At 70.5% G+C, this 15,301-nt stretch carries 12 protein-coding genes and 1 riboswitch; of the genes, 8 read left to right on the top strand and 4 right to left on the bottom strand.

Features of this window, described 5'->3' with window-relative positions; all coding sequences use genetic code 11:
- The first annotated feature begins 135 nt into the window (after positions 1-135).
- The gene (locus tag ABD240_RS06315) at positions 136-1,599 is read left to right on the top strand and encodes an APC family permease (protein WP_344336317.1); all 1,464 of its coding nucleotides are present in this window, start codon (positions 136-138) and stop codon (positions 1,597-1,599) included.
- Between the two features lie 185 nt (positions 1,600-1,784).
- Complete coding sequence (locus ABD240_RS06310) at positions 1,785-2,921, top strand: serine hydrolase domain-containing protein (protein ID WP_344336315.1); 1,137 nt, start codon at positions 1,785-1,787, stop codon at positions 2,919-2,921.
- 283 nt (positions 2,922-3,204) lie between these two features.
- On the opposite strand, the gene ABD240_RS06305 is transcribed toward ABD240_RS06310, so the two are convergent.
- On the bottom strand, positions 3,205-3,726 hold the full coding sequence (locus tag ABD240_RS06305) for a hypothetical protein (protein ID WP_344336312.1): 522 nt from the start codon (positions 3,724-3,726) through the stop codon (positions 3,205-3,207).
- Between the two features lie 37 nt (positions 3,727-3,763).
- Positions 3,764-3,876: riboswitch (SAM riboswitch) on the bottom strand.
- Between the two features lie 237 nt (positions 3,877-4,113).
- Here ABD240_RS06305 and ABD240_RS06300 point away from each other — a divergent pair.
- The 6 genes from ABD240_RS06300 to ABD240_RS06275 all read left to right on the top strand — a co-directional run bounded on the left by ABD240_RS06300 (position 4,114) and on the right by ABD240_RS06275 (position 11,678).
- Positions 4,114-6,183: an IlvD/Edd family dehydratase gene (locus ABD240_RS06300; RefSeq protein WP_291795029.1), complete on the top strand. Its 2,070-nt coding sequence runs from the start codon at positions 4,114-4,116 to the stop codon at positions 6,181-6,183.
- 94 nt (positions 6,184-6,277) lie between these two features.
- Positions 6,278-7,684, top strand: coding sequence for a GntP family permease (locus ABD240_RS06295; RefSeq protein ID WP_344336311.1), 1,407 nt, complete (start codon positions 6,278-6,280; stop codon positions 7,682-7,684).
- A 525-nt stretch (positions 7,685-8,209) separates the two neighbouring features.
- Positions 8,210-8,356 carry a hypothetical protein gene (locus ABD240_RS06290; protein WP_344336309.1) on the top strand — a complete coding sequence of 49 codons (147 nt, stop codon included), beginning with the start codon at positions 8,210-8,212 and terminating at the stop codon, positions 8,354-8,356.
- Positions 8,357-8,447: 91 nt separating this feature from the next.
- Positions 8,448-8,762, top strand: a complete 315-nt coding sequence (locus tag ABD240_RS06285; protein ID WP_344336306.1) for a 2Fe-2S iron-sulfur cluster-binding protein — start codon at positions 8,448-8,450, stop codon at positions 8,760-8,762.
- 97 nt (positions 8,763-8,859) lie between these two features.
- The gene (locus ABD240_RS06280) at positions 8,860-10,419 is read left to right on the top strand and encodes a cytochrome P450 (protein WP_344336304.1); all 1,560 of its coding nucleotides are present in this window, start codon (positions 8,860-8,862) and stop codon (positions 10,417-10,419) included.
- Entirely contained in the window at positions 10,416-11,678 is a 1,263-nt protein-coding gene (locus ABD240_RS06275; protein WP_344336302.1) for an NAD(P)/FAD-dependent oxidoreductase, read from the top strand. Before ABD240_RS06280 ends, ABD240_RS06275 begins: the two co-directional genes overlap by 4 nt.
- An 87-nt stretch (positions 11,679-11,765) precedes the next feature.
- Here the strand turns inward: ABD240_RS06275 and ABD240_RS06270 are convergent, their stop codons facing one another.
- The 3 genes from ABD240_RS06270 to ABD240_RS06260 form a co-directional block, all read right to left on the bottom strand.
- Positions 11,766-12,398, bottom strand: coding sequence for a hypothetical protein (locus tag ABD240_RS06270; RefSeq protein ID WP_344336299.1), 633 nt, complete (start codon positions 12,396-12,398; stop codon positions 11,766-11,768).
- Positions 12,399-12,632: 234 nt separating this feature from the next.
- The gene (locus ABD240_RS06265) at positions 12,633-13,799 is read right to left on the bottom strand and encodes a hypothetical protein (RefSeq protein ID WP_291798075.1); all 1,167 of its coding nucleotides are present in this window, start codon (positions 13,797-13,799) and stop codon (positions 12,633-12,635) included.
- A 130-nt stretch (positions 13,800-13,929) separates the two neighbouring features.
- On the bottom strand, positions 13,930-15,198 hold the full coding sequence (locus ABD240_RS06260) for a M20 metallopeptidase family protein (RefSeq protein ID WP_344336297.1): 1,269 nt from the start codon (positions 15,196-15,198) through the stop codon (positions 13,930-13,932).
- Positions 15,199-15,301 lie beyond the last annotated feature (103 nt).

The raw sequence follows: 15,301 nt of genomic DNA, 5'->3' as shown, positions 1-15,301 counted from the left end.
GGCCCCGTGGCGGCCTCGTGCCAGGTTGCCGCTATCGTTCCCTGTGCCGCTGCGGTGCGGCGGGCAGCCGAGGAGAGGGACGACGTGAACGTGGGGAAGCCGAATGCCGGGAACTCGCCGGTGGGGAACGCAGACATGAGCGCAGCAGGACCCTCGTCGCGGAGCGCGGCACACCGGCCGGCCGGTTCTCACGGTTCGGAGGGGCCCGCCCTCACCCGGAGCCTCGGCGTCGCCGGCATCGTCCTCATGGTGGTCGCGGCTGCGGCTCCCATCACGGTCGTCGCGGCGAACTTCCCGATCATCCTCCTCGAGTCCGGCTCCGTGGGCGCGCCGCTCATGATCCTCGCGGCCACGCTCATCCTCCTGCTGTTCTCTGCGGGATACGCGTGGATGACCCCGCACGTGCCGGACGCCGGTGCCTTCTACTCCTATGTGCACCGCGGGCTCGGGCGCAGGATGGGGCTGGGCACCGCGGCGATCGCCCTGTTCTCCTATGTCCTGCTCACCGTCTCGATGACCTGCTACCTGGGTGTGCAGGCGGGCAATCTGCTCGCGCTGTGGACCGGTCTGGAGCTGCCGTGGTGGCTGATCTCCGGGATCATGCTCCTCATCGTGGGACTGCTGGGCTACCGGCAGATCGACCTCTCCGCCAGGGTGCTGGGCGTGGTCCTGGTGCTGGAGGTCGTGGCCGTCGTCGCCGTCGACGTGGGCGTGCTGCTCACCGGCCGGGAGCTCGCCGCCGCGCCCTTCAGTCCCGCCGAGGCCCTGTCCGGCGCTCCGGGCCTCGGCCTCCTGTTCGCGTTCCTGGGCTTCTTCGGGTTCGAGGCGACGGCGGTGTTCCGCGGCGAGGCGAAGGATCCGCTGCGCACCGTTCCCCGTGCCACCTACATCGCGGTGATCCTCATCGGGGTGCTGTACACGGTCTCGGCCTGGCTGGTGATCTCCGGCCTGGGCGCCGGTGACGCGCTCGCCGCCGCGGAGGAGAATCCGGACGGCGTGGTGGTGGGTCTGGCCGGCGAGGTCGTCGCCCCGATCATGCGCGACATCGTCCAGGTGCTGGTGGTGACCAGCATGTTCGCGTGCATGCTCGCCTTCCACAACATCGTCACCCGCTACCTGTTCACCCTGGGCGGCCGCGGCGTGCTGCCGGAGAGGCTGGGCCGCGCCCACCCGGTGCACCGCGCTCCCTCGCACGCCTCCCTGTGGGTGAGCGGGGTGACGACGGCGGTGGTCGTGGTCTCCGCGCTCGCACAGCTGCATCCGGTCACCCAGATCTACACCTGGTACTCCGGTGCCGGCGCCGTGGGCGTCATCCTCATGATGGCGCTCACCAGTGCGGCCGTGCTCCGGTTCGGCGCCTCAGGGCGAAGTGCCGCACCCGAGGCGCACGCGCGTGAGCGCGCGGGTGCAGCCAGGACGGCCTCGGGCGCGGTGATGTGCGCGGCGGCGCTGGGCGGCCTGGGCCTGCTGGGAGTGCTCGCGCTCTCCGTGTGGAACCTGCCGCTGCTGGTGGGCGGCGGCGCTGCCGCGGCGGTGTGGGGTGCGGCCTTGGCGGCGGTGTTCCTGGCCGGTGTCCTCCTGCCGGAGCGGAGGCGCTGAACGAGCAGACGGGAAGCGCCGCCGCGCCGCTTCCCGTCTGCTGATTCGCCGCTTGGCCAGCGGAAACGCGGCGAATCAGCAGACCGGAACAGGACGACGGACCGCTCCGGTCTGCAGCGCCCTCCCGGTGGTACTCTGCAACGCACGTGCGCAACGGAGCGCACCCTGCGAGAGAAGAGGCTCACGTGGCAGAGATCAGCGGTGATGTCGGCGGACGGTTCGAATCCGTCAGCGCAGTGCTCAGCGAGCTCATCGACTCCGGTGAGGACGTGGGCGCCTCGGTCGCGGTACTCCTCGAGGGCAGACCGGTGCTCGACATCTGGGGCGGCTGGGCGGACGAGCAGCGGACGCGGCCCTGGACCAGGGACACGCTCACCAATGTGTGGTCGACGACCAAGACGATGACGGCGCTCTGCGCGCTCATGCTGATCGACCGCGGCCAGCTCGACCCGGACGAGAGGGTCGCCGCGTACTGGCCGGAGTTCGCGCAGAACGGCAAGGAGAACGTCCTCGTGCGGCACCTGCTCTCCCACACCTCGGGAGTCTCCGGCTGGGCGCAGCCCGTGGAGGTCGCGGACCTCTACGACTGGGAGACGTCCACGAGCATGCTCGCCGCGCAGGCTCCCTGGTGGGAGCCGGGCACGGCCTCCGGCTACCACTCGCTCAACTACGGGCACCTGATCGGCGAGGTCGTCCGGCGGATCACCGGCAGGAAGCTGGGCCGGTTCTTCGCGGAGGAGGTCGCGCAGCCTCTCGGTGCTGACTTCCACATCGGGCTGCCGGCCTCGGAGTTCGGGCGGGTGGCGAATGTGATCCCGCCGCCGCCCCTCCCGCTGCCCGAGGACGCGGACATGGAGAGCATCGCGATGCGGACGTTCACCGGACCGGGGCCGGACGCCGCGGAATCGTGGACGCCGGAGTGGCGCGGCGCGGACATCGGTGCGGCGAACGGGCATGGGAACGCCCGTTCCGTGGCACGCGCGCAGGCCGTGATCGCCAACGGCGGGGCGGTGGACGGCGTGCGGCTGCTCTCGCAGGACACGATCGACCTGATCTTCGAGGAGCAGTCCAACGGCACGGACCTGGTGCTGGGTTCGCCGATCCGCTTCGGGCTCGGCTACGGGCTCGAGGTGTCCGCGCAGCCGTACGTCCCCACGGGGCGCGTCTGCTTCTGGGGCGGATGGGGCGGATCCATCATCATCAACGACCTCGACCGCGGCGCGACCATCAGCTACATGATGAACAGGATGTCGCCCGGGCTCCTGGGCAGCGACTCCGGCAGGGCGATCGTGGAGGCGGTCTACGCCGCGCTGGACGGCTGAGCGGCTCGCAGGCCCCAGGCTCGCAGGCCCCAGGCCCGCAGGCCCCAGGCCCGCAGGTCCCAGGTCCGCTGGTCTCAGCTCCGCTGGTCTGAGACCGCGCACCTCCCTGAGCCCTCGTTGGTTACGTCTGCGTAGCGGCCGCCCACCACGGCCGCTACGCAGACGTCACTTGGGGATTGGAGAGCGGGCGGGAGCCCGAGGCCCGCGTGGGCGGGGCTGGAGCCCGAGGCCTGCGTGGGCCGGGCGGGAGCCCGAGGCGCATGTGGGCCGGGTGGGGTGCGGCTCAGATCTCCTCGAGCTCCTCTGCGTCGTGGAGGACACGGAGGGTGGCCTCCCGCGGGGTGAGGCCGTCGGCCACGAAACCGGGCCAGGCACGCCAGAGGCTCACGTCGAAGGGCAGGCTCTCCGGCAGATGCGGGAACACGAGCGCCAGGTTGCGCGGATGCGCCGGGTGCTCGCTGGGCGAGAGGTCCGCGAGGCTGGAGCGCAGGATCTTCAGCGTGAGCGGGGTGAAGCCGGCCGCGCGCGCCTCGCGGGCGGTGTGCGCCCAGGCCAGCACCTGCGGCACCTCGCCCGCGCACCACTGCCCGTAGGCGCGGTCCAGGGCTGCGCTGCCCACCGGGTGCGGGTTCACCCGGAACAGGGCTCCGGCCCAGCTGTGGGCCTCGTCCGCGGAGAACCCCTCCCATTCGCGGGCGGCCTCCGGGGAGGCGAAGCGAGCACCGGGGAGGTAGGTGCGGTCCGCCGTGGGCGTGTGATCGGCGGTGCGTGAGTGAGCTGTGGCGGCGCTGCTGTCGACGGACATGGTGTCCTGCCTTTCCGGGGCATTGCGCAGATGCCCCGATCGATTCTTGCCCGCGGCGGCGTGCGGCGGGCCCGTTCTGCTGTCTGGGGGCACCCGGTCGGACTCGGGTTGCCGTGCGGCCGGCCAGACCTTTGACCGCATCTCTGGAACGTGGGAGCGACGCTAGCAGGCCGCGCCCGAGGCCGCCGGGACACGGTGCCGGAAACCGTCAGGAGCCGTCACACGGCGTCACACGGTGTGGGTTCGACGGAGCCGCCAGCACGGAGCCGTCAGCGAGGAATGCGGGTGATGAGCCTGCCGTGCGCGGCGCACACTCCTGCTTCCGCGTTCGGCTCTGCGTCCCTCCCCTTTGATAGCGTGCAGAAACCACTGATGAGGGGATCGGCGATGTCAGAGACGACACCGGAACGCGCAGACGGTACCGCGAAGGAAGCGGAGGCCGCACAGGACGGCGGCGGAGGCCTCGCGGGAGTGACGGAGTACAGCTCGCACAGCACCATGGGCTACAACCCGGAGGGATACGCGGGAGCGGTCGCGGACAGGGCCGCGGGACCGCGCGGGGACGTGCCCCCAGCCGCATCCGCTGATCAGCCCGCGGAGCCCGCAGCAGACGCCGCCACCGGCCAGGCAACCGAACCGGCCGTCACGGAGTCGGCCGCCGGCGAATACGTGCCGCTGCGCTGGCGCTCGCAGGAGTGGTTCGACAACCCCAGTGAGCCTGACTCCACGATCCTCATCCTCGAGCGGTACCTCAACTACGGACTCACGCGGGAGGAGTTGCAGTCCGGGAAGCCGATCATCGGCATCGCCCAGTCCGGCAGCGACCTCACCCCGTGCAACCGCCACCACATCGAGCTCGCCAAGCGCGTGCGCGAGGGCATCCGCGACGCCGGCGGCATCTGCTTCGAGTTCCCCGTCCACCCCATCCAGGAGACGGGCCGGCGCCCCACTGCCGCACTGGATCGCAACCTCCAGTACCTGGGCCTGGTGGAGACGCTGCACGGCTACCCGATCGACGCCGTGGTGCTCACGACCGGCTGTGACAAGACCACCCCGGCCCAGCTCATGGCCGCCGCCACCGTGAACGTCCCCGCGATCGTGCTTTCCGGCGGACCCATGCTCAACGGCTGGTACAGGGGTGAGCGCGTGGGCACCGGGACCATCGCCTGGCAGGCACGGGACGACTACGCCGCCGGCCGCATCGACAAGGACGAGTACTGGGCGATCGTCAAGCAGTCCTCGCCCTCGGCCGGCCACTGCAACACGATGGGCACGGCCTCGACCATGAACGCCGTCGCCGAGGCTCTGGGCATGAGCCTGCCCGGCTGCTCCGCCATCCCCGCCCCGTACCAGGAGCGGCCCTCCATCGCCTACCAGACGGGCCGGCAGATCGTGGAGATGGCGTACGCGGATCGCAAGCCCTCGGACGTCATGACCCGGGAGGCGTTCCTCAACGCCATCCGCGTGTGCTCCGCGATCGGCGGCTCCTCCAACGCTCCCTGGCACCTCACCGCGATCGCGAAGCACATGGGCGTGGACGTGGGGCTGGACGAGTGGCAGGAGTACGGCCACGAGGTGCCCCTGCTCCTGGACATGCAGCCGGCGGGCCGCTTCCTGGGCGAGGAGTTCTTCCGTGCCGGGGGCGTGCCCGCGATCGTCCGGGAGCTCATGGACGCGGGTCTCATCGAGGAGGACGCGCTCACCGTCAACGGGCGGAGCATCGGTGAGAACTGCCGGCATGCGCGCACCACGGACCGGGAGGTCATCCGGCCCGTCGCGGAGCCCCTCGTGGAACAGGCCGGCTTCCGCGTCATGACGGGCACCCTGTTCGACAACGCCGTGCTCAAGACCTCCGTCATCGGCGAGGAGTTCCGCGCCCGCTACCTCTCCGACCCGCAGGATCCGGAGGCCTTCGAGGGCAGCGCAGTGGTCTTCGACGGGCCGGAGGACTACCACCGCCGCATCGACGACCCGGAGCTGGAGATCGACGAGCACTCGATCCTCGTGATGCGCGGGACGGGCCCCATCGGCTATCCGGGGGCTGCGGAGGTCGTGAACATGCACCCGCCGGCGCGGCTCATCCGGGCGGGCATCGAGAGCCTGCCCTGCCTGGGGGACGGACGCCAGTCCGGCACCTCCGCCTCGCCCTCCATCCTCAACTGCTCTCCCGAGGCCGCGGCGCCGGCCGCGCCCCTGGCACTCCTGCGCACGGGGGACCGGCTGAGGGTGGACGTGGGGAAGGGGCGCGTGGATCTCCTCGTGGATGCCGCGGAGCTGGAGGACAGGCGCGCCGCGCTCGAGGCCGCCGGAGGCTACCGCTTCCCGCCCAGTCAGACGCCGTGGCAGGAGATCAGCAGGTCGATGACGCTGCAGCTGGGTGACGGCATGGTGCTGGAGCCGGCCGTGAAGTATCAGCGGGTGGCGCAGACGCAGCCCGTGCCCCGCCTCAACCACTGAGCGCAGCTCAACCACTGAGCGCCGCGCGCACTGTGGGGCGATGATGCCCCGCAGTGCGCGCACCAGGAAACAGCCCTGACGAGAAGGGACGACGATGTCCGAAGAGATCACCTTCCTGTGGGAGATGTCCACAGGCTCCCTGCTGATGCTGGCCGCCGGCGCGATCGCCCTGCTGCTGTTCCTCATCATGGCGCTCAAACTGCACGCGTTCATCGCGCTCATCGTGGTGAGCCTGCTGACGTCCGCAGCCGCGGGCATCGCTCCGGCGGACGTGGTGCCCACCATGCTCGACGGGTTCGGCAGCACGCTGGCGAGCGTGGCACTGCTCGTGGGTCTGGGGGCCATGCTGGGGCGCATGCTGGAGGCGAGCGGCGGAGCGGAGAGGTTGACGCAGAAGCTGCTGGGGGTGTTCGGAGAGAAGCGCGCCCCGCTAGCGGTGTCGATCGCCAGTCTGCTCATGGGCTTCCCCATCTTCTTCGACGCCGGCCTCGTCCTCATGCTGCCCATCATCTATGCGGTGGCCCGGAGGCTGGAGATGTCCTTCCTGGCGATCGCGTTCCCCGCGGCCATCGCCTTCAGCGCCATGCACGCGTTCGTGCCGCCGCATCCCGGTCCCGTCACCGCGGTCGACCTCTACGGGGCGGACCAGGGGCTCATGGTGATCCTGGGCCTGCTGTTCGTGCTGCCCACCTGGTACGTGTGCGGCTATCTGCTGGGCAAGCCGATGGCCAGGCGGTTCGATCTGCCCGTGCCGGAGATCTTCGACTCCCCGCAGGAGGAGGACATCGCCCGGAGGTTCAGGTCCGAGCCGAGCACGTGGACCGTGGTGCTGCTGCTCCTGCTGCCCCTGGCCCTCATCGGCATGAACACCGTGCTGAGCACGCTCGTGACCTCGGGTGCGGTGGACGAGGGCAACACCGCGGTGCAGATCCTCTCCCTCATCGGGGAGACTCCGGTGGCGCTGCTCATCACCGTACTCCTGGGCTTCATCGTCCTGGGCGCGGTGCGGGGCAAGCCCGGGAAGCTCACGGAGGCCATCGCGGACACCGCGCTCGGACCGGTCTGCTCCGTCATCCTCATCACGGGCGCGGGCGGGATGTTCGGCGGGGTGCTGCGGGCCTCCGGGATCGGCGACGCCATCGCGGACTCGATGACGAGCCTCGGCCTGCCGCTCATCGTGGCGGTCTTCCTCGTGGCCCTGCTGGTGCGCATCGCCCAGGGGTCTGCGACGGTCGCGCTCACGACCTCGGCGGCGCTCATGCAGCCGGCGGTGCAGGGCATGGACCTCAACTCCGTGCAGCTCGTGGCCGTCGTGGGGGCGACTGCGGCCGGATCCATCGCGGTGAGCCACGTGAACGACTCCGGGTTCTGGCTGGTGAGCCGCTTCTTCGGCATGTCCACCTCGCAGACCCTGCGCACGTGGACGGTGGGCAGCACGGGTGTGGGTCTCGTGGGCTTCGTGATCGCGCTCGTGATGTACGCGGCGGCGTCAGCGGGGTGAGTGCGGCGGTGCGGGGCAAGAATCTGCTCTGGAGGGGACGCACTGCTGCGGGGTGATCCGCTCTCCCTCATGTGTCGCAGGGACGGTGATGCGGCGCACCAAGGAGCACCGCCTGAGTCCTGCCGTGCTGAGAATGACGCGACCCGGTTCGCGGAGCCCGGCGGGCTCGCGCAAACGCGATGAGACTCGCCTCGTGGGGCCGGGGCGGGCGAGTGTGCGGGCGCGGGCAGTGGTGGTCTGCGCCGTAGCGGAAAAACCAGGGCCCCTGGTTTTTCCGCCAGCGTGCGACGGGGAGGCATCAGAGTCCGGTAGGAGGCCTCAGGGCTGCTGCCTGAGCTGCTGCCTGAGCTGCGCTGTCTGAGCGCCTGATCCCCTCGTACCGTGAGCGTCCTCACATTCTCCGCGCAGACGTGGTACGGTCGTGTACCAATGCGGCGGTACGCGAGCGTACCGCCGTGACGGACCGCTGTGACGGACACCTGCGGCGGCCTCTGCTGAGTCGCCGTCTACCTGGAGTGAATGCCGATGCCCACGCTGAACTGCCCCTGCGGCCATGTGGTCTCCGCGCAGGACGAGGACGCACTGGTGGAGACGAGTCGCGCGCACCTGCGGGAAGCGCACCCGGAGCGCAGCTACACCCGTGAGCAGATCCTCTTCTTCGCCGATCCCTGACCGGCAGGCATGGTGCGCCGGCGGCCGCGCACACACTCACGATCCCACCCGCAGACGAATCGATCCGCAGACCGAGAGACCGGAGACGACGATGACGACGATCACTTTCCAGATCCACGACGGCTCGGAGCAGCCGATCGACGCAGAGACCGGCATCCCGCTCATGGAGGCGGCGGTGGAGAACGACGTTCCCGGCATCGACGGCGACTGCGGCGGCATGGCCGCCTGCGCCACCTGTCACGTCTACGTCGACGAGGCCTGGCGCCAGAAGCTGGGGGAGCGCACTCCTGCTGAGCGCGCCATGCTGGACAACTCCTTCGACGTGAAGGAGAACAGCAGGCTCGCGTGCCAGATCCCCGTCACGGAGGAGCTCGACGGCCTCCGCGTGGAAGTGGCCCCCAGCTGACCCGCACAGCAGCTGCACTGCGCAGCGCAGGCCCCGCCCAGCAGCCGCGCATGCCCACCCCTGCATTCCCGGCAGCGAACACAACGAGGTGACGACATTGCCCACGACAGATCCCATCGCAGACCCCACTGCCTCCACCCCCGCCTCCCCCGCAGACACGCCCACCACTTCGGACCCCATCACTCCCACGGACACGGCCACCCTCGAGGTCGCCCGCGGCAGCCGGGTGGCGGCCTCGGCGGAGCGGCTCGAGGACATCCGCACCCGCCCGCTCGAGCGGATGGACCCCGGCTCTCCCAGCGCGTTCAGGGACGAGAGCGTCTTCGCGAAGTTCGAGCGCCTCCGCAGGGAGGACCCCGTCCACTACACCCCGGCGGAGCACACCCGGATGGGCGCCTACTGGTCGCTGACCACGTGGGAGCACATCATGGCGGCGGACACGGACCCAGAGACGTTCTCCGCGGACGCCGGGATCGTGATGCGGCCCGTGGACGACGGTAGCGGTGCGAGCCTCGCCGAGGCCTATGAGGATCCCTCCGAGCGCGCAGCGGCTCAGTCCCAGCAGAGCGCACAGCCTCAGCAGAACGCGCAGCCGTTCCAGATCCAGTCCCTCCTCTCGATGGACCCGCCGGAGCATGACCTGCACCGCCAGATCGTCGCTCCGGGCGTGGCGCCCACCCGGCTGACCGACCTCGAGCCCCTCATCCGCAGGCGCGCGCAGAAGATCCTCGACGGCCTGCCCGTCGGCGAGGAGTTCGACTGGGTGGACCTGGTGTCGAAAGAGCTCACCGCGATGACGCTGGCCACCCTGCTGAACTTCCCGCAGGAGCACCGCCGCCGGCTCACCGACTGGTCCGATGCCGTCACCGCGATCGGCGGGCCGGGGCAGGCCATCGAGACGCCCGAGGAGCGCGTGGCCGCGATGGGTGAGTTCTTCGCGACCCTCATGGGAGTCCTGGAGAGCCGCCGCGGTGAGGAGCCCGCCCTGGACTTCGCCTCGCTCCTGGCGCACAGCCCGCACACCGGGGAGTTCACGAAGGCGCAGCTGTTCGGCGACCTGGTCGTGCTGCTGGTGGGCGGCAACGACACCACCCGCAACACCATCACCGGTTCCCTCTACGCGCTCAGCCGCTGGCCGGAGCAGTTCGCAAAGCTGCGCAGCGGGGAGGCGAAGATCCCCTCGATGGTCTCGGAGACGATCCGCTGGCAGACCCCGCTCACGCACATGATGCGCGTGGCGACGAAGGACACGGAGCTGGGCGGGAAGACCATCCGCAGGGGCGACCGCGTCGCGCTCTGGTACGTGTCCGGCAACCGCGACACGGCTGTCATCGAGGACCCGGACGAGTTCATCATCGACAGGAAGAACCCGCGACGGCACATCTCGTTCGGGTTCGGCATCCACCGCTGCCTGGGCAACCGCCTGGCAGAGCTCCAGCTGCGCATCATCTGGGAGGAGATCCTCGTGCGCTTCCCGGAGATCCACGTCGTGGAGGAGCCGGTGCGCACCTTCGACAACTTCGTGCGCGGCTACGAGTCCATGCGGGTGCTCATCCCGCGCAGGAACGCACCGGCGGGGAAGCGGACGGCAGAGCGGTCCGCGCCCGAGGCCGGCTCTCCTGCCGCTGCCGCCACCTCGGGCGCGGGGGCGCGATGAGTGCGCCCGACTCCATCGTGGTGGTCGGCGGCGGGCAGGCCGGTCAGCAGGCGGTCGCCTCCCTGCGCAGGCAGGGCTACGGGGGAAGGCTCACGCTGGTCTGTGCGGAGGCGCACCTGCCCTACCAGCGGCCGCCGCTGTCCAAGGCCTATCTCACCGGAGAGCTCCCGGAGCGCAGGCTCACGCTGAGGACCGAGGACTGGTACGCGAAGCAGGGCATCGAGGTCGTCCACGAGGAGGCGGTGGGCATCGACCGGGAGGCCGGCGTCGTGACGCTCGCGGGTGGTGCCCGGCTGCCGTACGGACACCTGGTGCTTGCGACGGGGGCTGCCAACCGGCGGCTGGAGGTTCCCGGCGCGGAGCTGAGCACCGTGCTGGACCTGCGCACCAAGGACGACGCGGATGCGCTCGCCGCAGCACTCGCCACGGCGCGGGACGCGGTGATCGTGGGTGCCGGGTTCATCGGCCTCGAGGTCGCAGCCTCCGCACGGAAACAGGGCGTCAACGTACGCGTCCTCGAACTCGCGGACAGGGTGATGGAGCGCGTGCTCTCGCCCGAGGCCTCGGCCCACTTCGCCCATGCCCATGCGGAGGCGGGGATCGAGGTGCGCGCCGGGACGGGGATCGCGCGGATCGAAGGGAGCGGCGGCCGCGTCACCGGGGTGGTGACGAGTGCGGGTGAGCATCTGCCCGCTGACCTCGTGCTGAGCGGGATCGGCGCGGTGCCGCGCACGCACCTGGCGGAAGACGCGGGACTGGAGGTGGATCGCGGCATCGTGGTCGACGGGGCGCTGCGCACCAGCGATCCTGCGATCTCCGCCATCGGCGACGTCGCGGTGTTCCTCGATGAGTTTGGCTGCCGGGCGCGGCTGGAATCGGTGCAGAACGCCAACGATCAGGCGCGCTTCCTCGCGGAGTCGCTGCTGGCGGGCCCGGAGGCGGCGGGTTCGGCGGCGCGGACCTCCTATGCGGCGCTGCCGTGGTTCTGGTCCGACCAGGGCGTGCACAAGCTGCAGATCGCGGGGGTGCGCACCGGCTGCGAGGAGACGGTGCTGCTCTCCGTGGACGGCCCGGAGGAGTTCGTCGCCGCGCACTTCGCGGAGGGTCGGCTGCGCTGTGTGGAGACCGTCAACCGGGCGGGTGAGCACATGGCCGCGCGCCGGGCACTGGGCTCCGGCATCGTTCCGAGCCTCGAGGAGGCGCGTGAGGCGGGCTTCGACCTGAGCCGGTGGGTCAGGGAGTTCGTGCAGGCAGCCTGAGTGCGCAGGCAGTCGTGAGTGCGCGGGTGCGGAACACACGAGTCCTGAGCCCGGGCCGCCGGGCGCGGGCCGCCTCGGGCACGGCAGTCACGTATCCGTTGGCCGGAGCGCGGCCGTCATGAAGCTGCGGGCGGAGGCGACGACCTCCTCCATGGGCACGCCCTGCTCCACGGCGTACCGGTAGAGCTCCCTGATCCCGCCCATGAGGATGATCGCCTCGTGCCGGTGGACGGGCCGCACGCCGCCCGCGACCATGCCCTTGTTCTCGGAGATCGAGATCAGCAGCTGCACGTACTCCTCGAGGACGAGCTTCTGCAGCCGTGCGCCCGCCTGGCCGCTGCTGGGCGGCAGACGGATCTCCAGTGCCGCGCTCGCCGCCGTGCCCCAGGCGGTGAGCGCCTGGTCGATCTGCTCCGTCCAAGCGGCGTGCGGGTCGATGGCCGCTCGGACAGCCGTGAGGACGCGGGTGTTCTCCCGCCGGACGAGCTGGAGGAAGCAGTCCTCGAGGTTGTCGAACGCGGCGTAGAAGGTCCGCCGCGAGGCGCGCGCCTGCCGGACGACGGCGGCGACGGTGGCGCTCTGGGAGCCCTCGGTGCGGATCACCTCCGCCAGGCTGTCGAGGAACCGCTGGTGATCGTCACCGGTCCTGGTGTGATCCGTCGTGGCGTGAGCGGCCGGCCGGGAAGGATCAGCTGCGGCGGAAGTCGGTTCTGCTGACACGCCTCCATCCTAGGGGGATGGATCGACCTTGCCGGTGCGAGGCGGGTCCCCGCTTGGTCAGCCCGCGGAGCTGCCCAGCCGCCCGCATATACGTGGGCGGCTGAGCAACTCTCCGGGTCCTGCGGTGCTGAGGAACCGTCCCAGCCGCACGGAAGCGCCCGAGGCCGCACCCGGGTGGGTGCGGCCTCGGGCGCGGTGTCTGTGCTCACCTTCCCGGTGTCATGCCTCCCGGTGTCAGAGGAAGCTCACGAGCACGGAGGCGATCACCACGGAACCGGCGCTCACGGAGGTGAACCCGCCCACCAGCATCGCCGGGAGCATGGCGTCCGTGAGCTGCTTGCGCTCCTCCGGGTTGCGGCCCACGGAGCGGGCGACCTCGTTGGTGAGGAGGTAGTCGGCCGGGAAGCCGTACATGGCGGTCAGCGCCACGGACATGCCCAGCGTGGACTTCCAGCGCAGCAGCTTGGTGGCGATGAAGCCGCCGATCATGATGCCCGCTCCGCCGATGAGGAGGATCGAGACCATGGGGACGAGGGCCTTGAGGACGTCGTCGAGGGAGGCGGCGAGCAGCGGGGCCATGACGACGGCGACCACGCCGGCCATCGCGATGCCGAACGAGCTCGCCTTCTCCATGGCGCGTTCGGGGGTGAGCCCGAGCGCGGTCGACGCGATGCCCAGGATGAGCGCGATGATGGAGGAGGGGATGTGCGTGGGCACGGAGATGAGGGTGGCGACGGAACCGCCCACCAGGATCATGAAGAGGACGAAGAGCTCGTTGTTGGCGAGGAAGTCCGGCAGCGTGATGGGCTTCTTCTTGGCGCTCTCCTCCGTCTTCTGCGCGGCGGCGGCGAGGTGCTCGAGGTCGCCGCTGTCGCGGAGGCCGATGGCGTACCTGCGGAGCAGGAAGTTGGTCATCGGCATGGCGGGCAGCGACTGCATCATGAGGACCAGCGCGGGGAGCACGATGATGGAGGAGGCGACGCCGGCCGCCGTCAGGCCCTCCGTGGTGAGACCGGTCGCGACGATGCCGCCGGCCAGCGGTCCTGCACCCGCGACGAAGGTCTCGAAGCCGAACAGCGGTGCGATCGTCACGGACATGATGAGCACGGCGACGAGCATGCCGGCGCAGGCGATGACGACGGAGCGCCACTGCTGGGCCATGGTCCGCAGCGGGATGAGCGAGCCCATGTGGAAGAGCAGGGGCGCGACGAGGATCGCGTAGATCTGCACGAGCATCGAGTCGTCCACCGTGGTGGTGGGGATGATGCCCAGCTGGGAGGCGATGAACGCGCCCAGCATCGCCACGAGGAGGCCGGGCACGCGTGCCTTGGACCAGATCGAGACGAGCTCGCCCAGGGCGATGAACGCCAGGATGATGGCGGCTGCGTAGATGGGTTCCATGAGGAGAGCCTTTCTGCTGTCTCCATCCGCCGGCCTCCTGTGAGGCCGGCGGTTCCAGGATGCGCCGGAGCGCGCTGCGGGTGAAGAGGGGACCGCCCGCGGTCCTGTGAATCAGTGTGAGGGCGGTGCGTCAGCCCTGAGGTGCCGACGCGCGGGTGTTGTGCGCGAATGCCAGGGCGGCCAGAGAAGCGGCCTGGTCCGCGAGCACGGCGTCGTCGAACTGGACGAGCGGGGAGTGGTTCATGGCGGCGGTGTCCGGATCGATCTCCGGCGGGGACGCGTGGAGGAAGTAGAACGCTCCTGGCACCTCCTGGAGAACGAAGGAGAAGTCCTCGGAGCCCATGAAGGGGTCCTCGGCGTCGTTGACGCGCTCCGCGCCGAACACCTGCGCGAGCGTGTCCAGCGTGAAGCCGGCCTGCTCCGGGTCGTTGAGGGTGGGTGGGTAGAGGACCTCCCAGGAGAACTCCGCCGTGCAGCCGTGCGCTGCGGCGATGGAGTCCGCGAGCTCCTTGGCGTGCTGCGGGAAGGCGGTGGTGGTCTCCTGCGAGAGGGTGCGGACGGAACCGCCCATGGACGCCGAGGCCGGGATGACGTTGACGGCCTCGCCTGCGGAGAGGTTGGTGACGGCGAGGACGACCGGGTCGAAGACGCTGAAGCGGCGGGTCACCATGACCTGGAGGGCCTGGCAGTACTCCACGAGCGGCGGGACCGGATCCAGTGCGTTGTGCGGCTGGGAGCCGTGGCCGCCGGCGCCGTGGAAGGTGACGCGGAGGATGTTGGAGCCGGCCATGAGGGGGCCGCGGCGGGTGGTGAAGGTGCCGGGCTCACCGGGCAGCACGTGCACACCGAACGCGGCGTCCGCACGGGTGCCGGCGGCATCGAGCACGCCCTCCTCGATCATGGGAGCGGCGCCGCCGGGGCCCTCCTCGCCGGGCTGGAACATGAAGACGACGTTGCCGGACAGCTCGTCACTGTGCGCGGAGAGCAGGCGGGCTGCGCCCACGAGGCCTGCGGTGTGGAGGTCGTGCCCGCAGGCGTGCATGTTGCCGTTGGCGGAGGCGAAGTCCAGGCCGGTCTGTTCGTCGACCGGCAGGCCGTCCATGTCACCGCGGAGGAGGACGGTGGGGCCGGGCTTGGCGCCGCGCAGCACCGCGGTGACGGAGGTGAGCGAGGTGCCGGTGGTGATCTCCAGGGGGAGGCCCTCCAGCGCGGCGAGGACGCGCGCCTGGGTCTCCGGGAGGTCGTTGCCCAGCTCCGGGTTCCGATGGAGCTCGCGGCGCAGGGCGATGAGGTCATCGGCGAGGGCGCGGGCCTCGGCGGGGAAGTCCGGGGCGGCCGTGGCTGCTGATGCGGCGGGTGCGGCTGCTGATGCGGGTGATTCGGCTGGGGTGCTGGACATGAGGTGACTCCTGAGGGCCTGCAGATTCATGAGGCACGGGGGCACGCGTGTATGCGCACGTATGCGCGCACGGCCATCTGTGCTGCGGGTCATACTGCCATCG

The organism is Brevibacterium salitolerans, from assembly GCF_039531405.1.
Classification (GTDB): domain Bacteria; phylum Actinomycetota; class Actinomycetes; order Actinomycetales; family Brevibacteriaceae; genus Brevibacterium; species Brevibacterium salitolerans.
Note: the sequence above shows the minus strand (reverse complement) of the source record. Positions and strands in the feature narration are given on the sequence as shown.